At 35.6% G+C, this 10,870-nt stretch carries 12 protein-coding genes and 1 pseudogene; 10 read left to right on the top strand and 3 right to left on the bottom strand.

All coding sequences use genetic code 11. From position 1 onward, the window contains the following. Positions 1-80 precede the first annotated feature (80 nt). Positions 81-440, top strand: a pseudogene (locus tag BW951_RS17050) (helix-turn-helix domain-containing protein); the annotation flags it as partial. Here BW951_RS17050 and BW951_RS17045 read toward each other — a convergent pair. Further along, positions 437-814 (bottom strand): winged helix-turn-helix transcriptional regulator, encoded by a 378-nt coding sequence (locus tag BW951_RS17045; protein WP_056017652.1) that lies wholly within the window; start codon positions 812-814, stop codon positions 437-439. The pseudogene BW951_RS17050 and the gene BW951_RS17045 sit on opposite strands and share 4 nt — an antisense overlap. Before the next feature lie 108 nt (positions 815-922). On the opposite strand from BW951_RS17045, the gene BW951_RS17040 reads away from it, so the two are divergent. After that, entirely contained in the window at positions 923-1,525 is a 603-nt protein-coding gene (locus BW951_RS17040; protein ID WP_076395262.1) for an FMN-dependent NADH-azoreductase, read from the top strand. Between the two features lie 159 nt (positions 1,526-1,684). Here the strand turns inward: BW951_RS17040 and BW951_RS17035 are convergent, their stop codons facing one another. Next, a complete protein-coding gene (locus BW951_RS17035) occupies positions 1,685-3,019 on the bottom strand; it encodes a dihydroorotase (protein WP_076395099.1) in 1,335 nt (444 codons plus the stop codon). A 161-nt stretch (positions 3,020-3,180) separates the two neighbouring features. Here BW951_RS17035 and BW951_RS17030 point away from each other — a divergent pair, with 161 nt between their 5' ends. The 8 genes from BW951_RS17030 (at position 3,181) to ribA (ending at position 10,213) form a co-directional block, all read left to right on the top strand. After that, positions 3,181-4,605 (top strand): oligosaccharide flippase family protein, encoded by a 1,425-nt coding sequence (locus BW951_RS17030; RefSeq protein WP_076395097.1) that lies wholly within the window; start codon positions 3,181-3,183, stop codon positions 4,603-4,605. 144 nt (positions 4,606-4,749) lie between these two features. Further along, the gene (locus BW951_RS17025) at positions 4,750-5,766 is read left to right on the top strand and encodes a sugar phosphate nucleotidyltransferase (protein WP_076395095.1); all 1,017 of its coding nucleotides are present in this window, start codon (positions 4,750-4,752) and stop codon (positions 5,764-5,766) included. 107 nt (positions 5,767-5,873) lie between these two features. After that, entirely contained in the window at positions 5,874-6,713 is an 840-nt protein-coding gene (lolB1, locus tag BW951_RS17020) for a lipoprotein insertase outer membrane protein LolB1 (RefSeq protein ID WP_076395093.1), read from the top strand. Continuing rightward, on the top strand, positions 6,710-8,275 hold the full coding sequence (locus BW951_RS17015) for a peptidoglycan DD-metalloendopeptidase family protein (RefSeq protein ID WP_076395091.1): 1,566 nt from the start codon (positions 6,710-6,712) through the stop codon (positions 8,273-8,275). The genes lolB1 and BW951_RS17015 overlap by 4 nt, the downstream gene beginning before the upstream one ends. Positions 8,276-8,305: 30 nt before the next feature. Beyond that, positions 8,306-8,512: a twin-arginine translocase TatA/TatE family subunit gene (locus tag BW951_RS17010; RefSeq protein WP_076395089.1), complete on the top strand. Its 207-nt coding sequence runs from the start codon at positions 8,306-8,308 to the stop codon at positions 8,510-8,512. Positions 8,513-8,528: 16 nt separating this feature from the next. Then, positions 8,529-9,143, top strand: a complete 615-nt coding sequence (locus BW951_RS17005; RefSeq protein WP_076395087.1) for a DUF4254 domain-containing protein — start codon at positions 8,529-8,531, stop codon at positions 9,141-9,143. Continuing rightward, complete coding sequence (locus tag BW951_RS17000) at positions 9,140-9,598, top strand: hypothetical protein (protein ID WP_076395086.1); 459 nt, start codon at positions 9,140-9,142, stop codon at positions 9,596-9,598. The genes BW951_RS17005 and BW951_RS17000 overlap by 4 nt, the downstream gene beginning before the upstream one ends. 18 nt (positions 9,599-9,616) lie before the next feature. After that, positions 9,617-10,213 carry a GTP cyclohydrolase II gene (gene ribA, locus BW951_RS16995; protein ID WP_076395085.1) on the top strand — a complete coding sequence of 199 codons (597 nt, stop codon included), beginning with the start codon at positions 9,617-9,619 and terminating at the stop codon, positions 10,211-10,213. 68 nt (positions 10,214-10,281) lie between these two features. Here the strand turns inward: ribA and BW951_RS16990 are convergent, their stop codons facing one another. After that, positions 10,282-10,794 (bottom strand): hypothetical protein, encoded by a 513-nt coding sequence (locus BW951_RS16990; protein WP_076395083.1) that lies wholly within the window; start codon positions 10,792-10,794, stop codon positions 10,282-10,284. Positions 10,795-10,870 lie beyond the last annotated feature (76 nt).

Here is a 10,870-nt window from a genome sequence, read left to right as displayed (position 1 = left end):
TAATTCAATTCAAGAACCACAATCCGTAATTTGCATACGACAATCTTCATTTTGCATACATCCGGTGTGAAAGAAAGTAGTTTATTACCAAAAAAAATGGCAATCATCATCTTTTAACAAAATTTGAAAGCTATCTGAATGATTATTTTATTGACAATTCTGCAGAGAAAGAACTGTTAACGGTTCATCAAATTGCAGAAGCCATGAATCTTTCGCCAAATTATCTGAGCGACCTTTTGCGGGCTCATACCGGACAGAACACGCAGCAGCATATCCACGAAAAGCTGATCAGTAAAGCAAAGGAAAAGCTTTCTACAACGGAATTATCCGTCAGTGAAATTGCTTATGAGCTGGGATTTGAACATGCGCAGTCATTCAGCACGCTTTTCAAAAAGAAAACGAAGATGTCGCCTTTGGAATTTCGGCAGTCATTTAATTAAAACAGATCCTCACGGATATTTTTTTTGTGCTTTCTTCCCCACTCCGAAAGCGCCATAATAACAGGTTTCAGGGTTCTGCTGTAATCGGTTGAAATGTATTCTACCACAACAGGCATCTGTTCCGCATGTACTACTCTTTTTACAAAACCGTTCAGCTCCAGATCTTTGAGTTCATTGGAAAGTACTCTTGCGGATATTCCGGCAACGATTCTCTGAAGCTCATTGAATCGGATATTTCCGTTTTCATGTAATGCTATAATGATTTTGAGCTTCCATTTTCCTCCAATCACATAGATAGCATCTTCCACGGAGGAAAGATGTCCGCTGCATTTTTCAGCCGTCATAGGCTCTTCAAAAACCATCGTATTTTCCATGTGTTTCAATTTTAACTAATCTAAAGGTTACTGCTAACCTTTTGTTTACTACTAACTTTTGATAAGCAAATGTACATAATTTTGCTGAAGAAATTTAAATTTTTAAAAATGAAAAACATCCTTCATATCATTTCAAGTCCGAGAGCTGAAATATCGGCAAGCAGAAAATTAGGAAATGCCGTAGTGGAAAAAATTAAGGAAAAATATTCTGATGCTGTAATTAAAGAGCGTGATCTGACGAAAGACCACGTTCCGTTTCTGGAAGAAAAGCACATTAATGCGTTCTTCTCTCCGGAGGAAAGCCATTCTGCGGAACAAACGGAAATCAGCGACTATTCAAAAGGACTGATTTCAGAATTGCAGGAGGCAGACATTATTGTAATTGATTCTCCGATGTACAATTTCTCGGTTCCGGCAACACTCAGAGCGTATTTTGATTTTACTTCGAGAGCAGGATATACTTTTAAATATGATGAAAACGGTCCCAAAGGTTTATTAAACGATAAAAAATTATACATTGCCTTTACTTCCGGAAATATTTATTCTGAAGGTCCTTATCAGGTTTATGATTCTAATGTTCCTTATGTAAAGAATGTTTTTGGATTTTACGGAGTGTCGGACGTAAGTGTTTTCCGTGCTGAAGGTTTATCAATCCCCGGAATAATGGAAACTTCTTTGGAAAAAGCAATTGAGGGTATTAGTATTGACTAATTTTTAAAGACTGTTAGTAACTTGATCCTTGCTGAGGTTTTGAACTTTAACAAGGATTTTTTTGTGTTACCAAGTTTCGGCTAAAGCCAATTTTTCCGTTTTAAATGGAAAAAGCGGACTAAAGTCCGCTTCTATTGATATTGTTCTATTTTATATTTATCATTCAACTTCAAAAAGCAAACGCTCCCCGAATTTCTGTTCATTGATTTTTCCGTTTTCGTAGACCAGATTTCCGTTGACAAAAGTATGGGTGACTTTAGAATGGAAATTCATTCCTTCCAACGGGCTCCAGCCGCATTTGTAGAGGATGTTTTCTTTTTCAACGGTCCAGTTTTCATTTAAATCTACCAAAACAAGATCTGCTTTATAGCCTTCTCTTATGAAACCTCTTTTTTCAATTCTGAATAAAATGGCAGGATTGTGAGCCATTTTCTCAACAATTTTCTCTAAAGAAATTTTTCCATTTTTATAATTTTCCAGCATTACCACCAGAGAATGCTGAACCAAAGGTGCTCCGGAAGGACATTTTGTATACACATTCTGCTTTTCTTCCCATGTGTGAGGCGCATGATCCGTTGCAATCACATCAATTCTGTCATCCAGCAAAGCTTCCCAAAGTCCGTCTTTGTCTTTTTGGGTTTTAACGGCAGGATTCCATTTGATTAATCCGCCTTTTGTTTCGTAATCTTCATTGGTGAAAGTCAGGTGATGAACACAAACTTCCGCTGTAATTTTTTTATCTTTTAAAGGAATATCATTTCTGAAAAGTTCTGTTTCTTTGGCTGTCGACAAGTGGAAAACATGCAGTCTTGCCCCTGTTTTTTTTGCTAACTCGATGGCTTTCGAAGAGGATTTATAACAAGCCTCTTCACTTCTGATCAGATGATGGAACTTCACAGGAATATCTTCTCCGTACTCATCCAGATATTTTTGAGTATTTGCTTTGATGGTTGCTTCATCCTCACAGTGAACGGCAATCAGCATTTTTGTATTGCTGAAGATTTTTTCCAGCGTTTCGGGATTGTCAACCAACATATTTCCGGTGGAAGAACCCAGGAATAATTTAATTCCGGGAACATTTCTAGGATTTGTTTTTAATACTTCTTCCAGATTATCGTTGGTTCCGCCCATCATGAAGCCGTAGTTGGCGTAAGATTTCTGAGAGGCAATTTCGTACTTATCTGCCAATAATTCCTGTGTTACCGCATTAGGAACGGTATTGGGCTGCTCGATAAAACTGGTTGTACCTCCTGCAATTGCGGATCTCGATTCTGTTTCAATATCTCCTTTGTGCGTTAATCCCGGTTCACGAAAATGCACCTGATCGTCGATAACACCCGGTAAAAGATATTTCCCTTCGCCATCAATAATCCGGTCTGCTTCTTCGGAAATCTGGGAATCTATTTTGGAAATTAAATCGTTATCCAATAAAATATCGCCTTCAACAATCTTTCCTTCGTTTACGATTTTTACTTTTTTGATTAAGGTTTTCATTTTTACTTTTTTTACAAATTAGAGATGGAGCCATACTTCCAACTTTGTCAAAGTTTAAAACTTTGACAAAGTTCTTCAAAATTAAGGTTTATGAATGAATTTTAATGCCGCCGATAAAAAATCAATTTCTAAATATTTACATTTGCATAAAATTTCACACGTTGTATAAGAAATTATTAGGACAGACAATTATCTATGGAATTGGAGCTATAGCGCCAAGAATTATTTTATTCATCCTAAATCCACTTTTGATTTATAAAATTCCCAACGAAGGTTTTGCAATTTTCACACAGCTTTATGCATGGATTTCTTTTGTGAACATTATCCTTTCTTTTGGCTTTGAAACTGCTTATTTTCGATTTTCTGCTGAAGAGGATAATGAGAAGAAAACATTTAATACCTCATTTTGGTTTTTATTTTCAACCTCTAGTCTTTTTCTAGTTTTATGTTATTTATTCAATCAGCCGATTGCTGATTATGCAGGTTATCATCATAATCCTGAGTACATCAGATGGTTTGCTTTAATTGCTTTTTTTGATAATCTTTTAGTAATCCCTTTTGCCTGGCTGCGTTTTCATAATAAACCGATAAAATACTCTGCAGTAAGAATTGTACAATCTGTATTTCAGGCATTTTTTACAGCAGCATTATTCTTCTGGATCCCCGAAAATGTATCTAAAAGCTTTGGATTGGACCAAAACGTAGACTTCCCCTTCTTTAGTAATTTAGCCGGAAGTGCCTTAGGATTTTTATTACTGCTTCCTATTATATTAAAGGTAAGATTTCAGTTTGTGACTTCTTTATTTAGCAGAATGATTAAATATTCGTTTCCTTTGATGTTGGCTGGTCTTGCTTTCATGGTGAATGAAAATTTCGATAAATCTGTTCAAAGAGGTCTTATTTCTGATGAAGAAGCCGGTGCTTATGGAGGATGCTATAAGTTAGCTGTACTAATGACATTATTTGTCACCGCTTACCGAATGGGAATTGAACCTTTCTTTTTTAAACAAATGGATAAAGGAGATGCTAAAAAAACATATGCTAAAGTAGCTGAGTATTTTGCATTTTTTGCCTGTGTGGTTGCTTTAGGAATTATCGCTAATATTTCCTGGCTGAAAAGTGTATTTATCCCTAATAAATCTTACTGGATCGCGATAGATATTATTCCTATCATTGTGGTTGCCAATCTCTGTTTCGGAATTTATTACAATTTTTCAACATGGTATAAAGTGACGGACAAAACCAGTGTAGGAACCATTATTTCATGGCTTGGAGCCGGAATAAATATTACCCTTAATCTTTTGGCACTTAAGTATTATCACAGTATGCTCGGTTCTGCGTGGGCAACTTTCGGAGCTTATGCTATTATGATGATCGTCTCTTATTTACTTGGTCAAAAATATTATCCTATCCCTTACAGAATGAAAAAAATGTCATTCTTTCTGATATTATTGGGAGCTTTCAGCTTTATCATTGTTAAATATTTTAATTATGATATTTTAATGAGTAATGCCTTATTTATAACTTTTGCAGGTATCCTCATTTACTCCGAAAAAGAGATGCTTTTATCAAAAATCAAACGATAAATCTGGCTCTGAATTTGCTTATACCGGATTCTGCGTTGCACCAGACAAAACTTGAAAACTCTTGGCAATACTATCACACTCAAAGGTTTTATTGCTATCTTTATAAAAAATTAGAACTAACAAAAAAACATATTTATATCATTTATGAAAATTATTGTTCCTATGGCTGGACGCGGTTCCAGATTACGTCCACATACACTGACAGTACCAAAACCTCTTATCCCTATCGCAGGGAAGCCGATCGTACAGAGACTGGTGGAAGATATTGCTAAAGTTGCGGGAGAAACCATTGAAGAAGTAGCTTTTATCATCGGGGATTTTGGTCCGGAGATTGAAAAATCTCTTATTCAGATTGCCGAAAAACTGGGAGCAAAAGGAAGCATTTATTATCAGAATGATCCTCTTGGGACAGCTCACGCCATTAAATGTGCAGAACAGTCGATGACGGGAGATGTAGTAATTGCTTTTGCAGATACATTATTCCGAGCAGATTTTGTTTTAGATAAAAACTCGGATGGAGTAATCTGGGTAAAAAGTGTAGAAGATCCTTCTGCTTTCGGAGTAGTTAAATTAGATAACTACGGTTTCATTACAGATTTTGTGGAAAAACCCCAGACTTTCGTTTCGGATCTCGCCATTATTGGTATTTATTATTTCAACAGTGCCGAGAAACTGATGGATGAAATTAATTATATCATGGACAATGATATTAAAAACGGTGGTGAATATCAACTGACTACAGCACTGGAAAACCTGAGAACAAAAGGAGCAAAATTCACGCTTGGAAAAGTAAATGACTGGATGGATTGCGGAAACAAAAACGCAACCGTAGAAACCAACAGTAAAATTCTTGAATACGAAAGAGATGCAATGTCTCATTTTCCCGCTTCTGCGCAGATCGAAAATTCTTTGATTATTCAGCCTTGTTTTATAGGGGAAAATGTGAAAATTTCAAACTCAAAAGTGGGTCCCGGAGTTTCTTTGGGGAATAACACCATCATTGTTAATTCAAATATAGAAAACTCTCTGATTCAGGAAAATACAAGAATCAACCATGGAAACCTTTCCAATTCAATGATTGGTAATTCTGCTCAGTATTTCGGTGTTGCAAGGGAAATTTCTCTGGGAGATTATTCCGTTCTGGATTTTTTGTCTAAATAATTTTTCGAAAATATAAAATATTAACATAAATAAATTATCTTCAAGCCACACAAAATGTTTTGTGTGGTTTGGCGTTAATATTGCAACAATTTATCAAATTTTCCGGCATGAAAAAGTGGATTCCATTACTTATTTTAACTGTATTTCTTTTTAACTGTAAATCCAGAAAAACAGCCATGCAACAAAATCAGAATACCGACAGTCTCGTTGTGAATGATATGAAGGATCCTGACAAAAAAGAAAATCATATTGGAGACAGAATGGATTTTTATCAGAAAATTTATCTTCATCCGCAGTTTGAATATCTTAAAATTACCAGCAAAATAACGGCAGACAACATAAAAGTGAGTCCGCTGGATGCAGTCATTTATATTGAAACCGATAAAAAAATATGGTCAAGAATAGACTTTCTGTTTTTTAATGCAGCAAGAGCATTAATTACTCCTGAAGGAATTAAAGCGATGGATAAATACAACAAAAACTACATCGATTCCGATTTTGATTATTTAAACAATCTTCTGAACGTTAACTTTATCGATTATAAAAATCTCGAAAAACTTTTAGAAGGAAGAACATTTTTCACTTTAAGCGACAGAAATGCAAAAATTGTAAAGAATAATGACGGTTATCTTGTAGAATCTATTTCCAACCTCAAAATTTCTACGGAAAATATAGAAAGGGAATATAAAATCATGATGCAATATTCGGATGATTTTGATCTTACAACGGTAAATTTGAGGGATGCTAAATCCAATGATGCCATGCAAATCGTATATAGTGATTGGGAGCTTCAACCGAATAATGTAAAGTTGCCAAAAAATGTTAAAATAATTATAAAAGGAAGTAAAAACAGCCAGATTTTAATAGAAAATACGAAATTTGATTTTTCGAGGATGGAAACACCCTATTCTGTGCCATCTAGTTATAAGAAAATTGAGATTCAATGATTAAAAAATTTAGCTTTTTAATAGGTATTTTACTGTTCGGATTCCACTATGGGCAGAATCAGAAAAAAGAACAGCTGCAAAAACAAAATGCTGAACTTAAAAAACAAATTGCACAAATAAATACAGACTTAGCAAAGACAAGAACCGAATCTAAACTTTCGGTTGCTTATCTTGATAATGTTAATAAAAAACTGGCTTTAAGAGAAAAAGTCTATACCAATACCCAGAAGGAAAAGAGGTTTATTGAAGACGATATTTATCTGCGTCAGCTGGAAATTAACCGTCAGAATAAAGATCTTAAAGTTTTAAGAGACAATTATGCCAAGGTTTTGGTAAATGCCTACAAAAATAAAGGGGTACAAAACAAGGTAACGTTCATCCTTTCGGCTAAAAATCTGGGGGAAGCGATAAGAAGAGTTCAGTATTTAAAGCAATATTCTGATTATCAAGATAAAAAGGCAGCGGAAATTACCAATGCCGCAGAAAAAATAAAGCAGACTATTGCCAGAAGACAAAACTCTGTAAAAGAAAAAGCAAACTTATTGGTAAGTCAGCAGAAAGATTTAACAACGATTAATGCAGAAAGAGCGCAAAAAGAGCAGCTGGTTGCAGAATTTAAGAAAAATGAATCTAAACTTACCGCTGAACTAAGACAAAAGCAGACTCAGTCTAAAGCCTTGGAAGGACAGATCAGAAGCATCATTGCCGAAGAAATCCGAATCGCCAAAGCAGAAGAGGAAGCAAGAAAAAAAGCGGAAGCTGAAAAAATCCGTTTGGCAAAAATAGCGGCTGAGAGAGAAAAAGCGAGAATTGAAGCTGAAGCTAAAGCCAGAGCAGAAGCTTTGGAAAAAGAAAGATTAGCCGCGGAAGTTGAAGCTAGAAAAACAAGAGAACTTGCTGAAAAAAGAGCAGAAGAAGAAAGAAAACGTAATGAAGAAGCAGCCCGTTCTGAAGCAACAGCAAGAGATGAAGCGAGAAAAATAGCAGCCAAAAAAGCTTCTGATGAAGCTAATGCGAAAGCAAAGGAAGCATCTGACAAATTAACGGCAGCAAGAGCAGCAGAAGCAGCATTGGTAAAGAAAAAAGAAGACGATAAGAAAGCTGCTGAAAGCAAAGCAATGACCAATTATGGCGTTACTACTGTTGCGGGAAGTAATTTTGCAGATAATAAAGGCAGATTGGGATATCCTGCGGACAGAATAGGACAGATTACGCATCGCTTCGGAAGACATCCGCATCCTGTATTTAAAAACATTGATGAGGAGAACAACGGGATAAAAATCTCCGTACCCTCCGGAACAAGAGCAAAATCTGTATTTCCGGGAACAGTATCTTCTGTATTGGCAAACAGCGACGGAACAAAAACCGTTATGCTGAGACACGGAAATTATTTTACCATCTATTCCAACCTTTCCGGCGTAAGTGTTTCCAAAGGACAGCAGGTTTCCGCAGGAACACCGGTTGGAGTGGTAGGACAGGATTTTGACGGAACCTATACCCTTGATTTTCAGGTATGGAACGGAAGTACTCCGGTAGATCCATTAGGTTGGGTTTCTTATTAAAAAAAGACTAACTTTGTAAAAATTTTAGAAATGAATACATTAACAATACTGTCATTATCTTGGCAACACATTTTGATCGTAGCGGTCATTCTGCTTCTACTTTTCGGAGGTAAAAAAATCCCTGAACTGATGAGAGGTGTAGGTTCTGGTATCAAAGAATTTAAAGATGCTGTAAAAGAAGAGGACAAACCGGGTTCTGAAAACAAGACAACAAACAACAACTCTTCGAGCAACTAAAAATTCTTTACACTCAATGAATTTTACTGAGACTGCATGGAAAGTCTTCAATCAGGCTATTGAAGACTATCACGTGTCTGATGACGTTAACACTCTAATTAATAACCCGTTCGAAAAGGATACTTTGGAACGGATTTTGTATGCTAAAAACTGGATTGACACCGTTCAATGGCATTTGGAAGATATAATTAGAGATGAAAATATTGACCCAACTGAAGCTCTTCATTTGAAGAGAACAATTGATACATCCAACCAGAAAAGAACAGATCTGGTAGAATTTATCGACAGTTGGTTTCTGAAAAAGTTTGAAAATATTACTCCTAAGCCTGACGCAAAAATAAATACCGAAACAATCGCTTGGGCGGTAGACAGGTTATCAATTCTTGCATTAAAGGTTTATCATATGTCGCAGGAAGCCTACAGAGAATCTGCTTCAGAAGAGCACAGAGCAGCTTGTAAAGCCAAACTGGATGTTCTTCTTACCCAGCATGAAGATCTTTCCACTTCTATTAATCAGTTGCTTACTGATATCGAGAACGGAGATGTTAAGATGAAAGTGTACAAACAAATGAAAATGTACAATGATGAAAGTCTTAACCCAATCCTTTATCAAAAGGGGCAGCAAAAATGAAACGAATAATTTTTTTTGGAGTACTACTAATTATAACATCTTCCTGCGCAACGGAAAAACCCAATTTTTCTCCGTTGTCGAATAGTTTTTATAGCGAAACAAAAGGTTCAGATTCTGATAAAGGAGCCAAAAACAACATCGAAATTAATGTTCGTGACAATGTAAACGCTTCAGAAATATCCAATCTCATTGCTACTTTTCCGCAGTTTAAAAATACAGCTTTAAACACTGAAATCACTACTTTAAAGTACAGCCTGCAAAACTATCTTTATGCTATAGATGCAGGTAATCTTCAGGGTAAAAACAGAGCAATAAAAGACTTTGAAAAATCCTATAAAAAAATTCAAAAGCTAAGACAGAATCTTAAAGAGGACGACAATGAGGTTCTCAACAGATATTTGGTGAGATTAAAAACCAACATTTCTGCCATAGAAGATTCTGTAAAAAGAAACTAAAAAACCAATTAGGAATTAATGATTAAAATTCAGGCGGAATCCAACGTCCCTACGGAATACGGAACGTTCCGAATGATCGCGCTCTCTGAAAACGAAAACGACTGGATGCCTCACATGGCGATCGTTGCAGAAAATACAGATTTTTCCAAACCTGTAAACGTGCGTTTTCATTCAGAATGTATTACCGGGGAAGTTTTCCATTCCAAAAAATGCGAATGCGGACAGCAATTAGATGCTGCCATGAAATACATCCATGAAAATGGAGGCATTATTATCTACCTTCGTCAGGAAGGAAGAAACATCGGGATCATCAATAAATTAAAAGCATACTCTTTACAGGAAAAAGGTTTTGATACCGTAGAAGCCAATTTAAAACTTGGACTTCCTGCGGATGACAGAAACTTCGGGGTTGCTATTGAAATCCTGAATTTATTGGGGGTAAAAGATATTAATCTTCTTACCAACAATCCTGAAAAAGTAAAATATGTAACCGAAAGCAATATCCACCTCAACTCAAGAGTCCCGTTGCAGATTCCGGCAAACGAAATCAGTAAAGGATATTTACAGACAAAAAAAGATTATTTTGGTCATCTACTCGATGACAGTGATAAATAAAAAAGCAAAAGCTCCGAAAGAAATTCCGGAGCTTTTTTGTAATTATAAAAAACTGAAAAGATATATTCTTAATTCGCTTTCACCGTGATTACTTTAGACTCATCTAAATTGTAATATTTAATTACCGCATTGTAATCACTTGTATCTACTGTAGATGAATTTTTAGCAGGACTTGCCGGAACTAAAACAACTCTGAATGTCTGGCTATTCAGGTAAGTACTCATCTCAGAAGATGTCATTGTTGCTTGGTCAAAGTTCGCTTCTGTATAAATTTCAAGATTTTGAGAACTGAAAAGTGCATTATAATCTAATTCTCTACCTCCTGAAAGATAATAGGTTTTAGGAATTAATTGCCAAGCATTACTCGCAGCCGGATCTCTTCTGTATACTAAAACCACATCTGTACTTTCTATATTGATAGGAACTGTAAAAGAATATCCGTTCGCATTAGTAAAACTTCCTGTAACATCTCTCATTTTTGGATAGGTATCACCGTCACCGACAGTATTATCATTATTATCACAGCTGAATATAAATAAGCTTACAAAAGCCATTATTAAAATTGGAAGAAATTTTTTCATTTTATAAAAGTTTAGTTGTTTATTATTTATAAAGCGTATTCAAATCATATACCAAAAATTTCAAAAACTTTGTTTT

This window comes from Chryseobacterium gambrini (assembly GCF_900156825.1).
GTDB classification, from domain to species: domain Bacteria; phylum Bacteroidota; class Bacteroidia; order Flavobacteriales; family Weeksellaceae; genus Chryseobacterium; species Chryseobacterium gambrini.
The sequence above is the reverse complement of the archived record's forward strand: the minus strand, read 5'-3'. Positions and strand labels throughout refer to the sequence as shown.

Bases quoted from the DNA above. Each gene is read 5' to 3' on its own strand.
- lolB1 (WP_076395093.1), top strand. From the start codon at position 5,874: ATGAAAAAGTGGATTCCATTACTTATTTTAACTGTATTTCTTTTTAAC.
- BW951_RS16990 (WP_076395083.1), bottom strand. From the start codon at position 10,794: ATGAAAAAATTTCTTCCAATTTTAATAATGGCTTTTGTAAGCTTATTT.
- BW951_RS17015 (WP_076395091.1), top strand. From the start codon at position 6,710: ATGATTAAAAAATTTAGCTTTTTAATAGGTATTTTACTGTTCGGATTC.
- BW951_RS17005 (WP_076395087.1), top strand. From the start codon at position 8,529: ATGAATTTTACTGAGACTGCATGGAAAGTCTTCAATCAGGCTATTGAA.
- BW951_RS17045 (WP_056017652.1), bottom strand. From the start codon at position 814: ATGGAAAATACGATGGTTTTTGAAGAGCCTATGACGGCTGAAAAATGC.
- BW951_RS17000 (WP_076395086.1), top strand. From the start codon at position 9,140: ATGAAACGAATAATTTTTTTTGGAGTACTACTAATTATAACATCTTCC.
- BW951_RS17035 (WP_076395099.1), bottom strand. From the start codon at position 3,019: ATGAAAACCTTAATCAAAAAAGTAAAAATCGTAAACGAAGGAAAGATT.
- BW951_RS17040 (WP_076395262.1), top strand. From the start codon at position 923: ATGAAAAACATCCTTCATATCATTTCAAGTCCGAGAGCTGAAATATCG.
- BW951_RS17010 (WP_076395089.1), top strand. From the start codon at position 8,306: ATGAATACATTAACAATACTGTCATTATCTTGGCAACACATTTTGATC.
- ribA (WP_076395085.1), top strand. From the start codon at position 9,617: ATGATTAAAATTCAGGCGGAATCCAACGTCCCTACGGAATACGGAACG.
- BW951_RS17025 (WP_076395095.1), top strand. From the start codon at position 4,750: ATGAAAATTATTGTTCCTATGGCTGGACGCGGTTCCAGATTACGTCCA.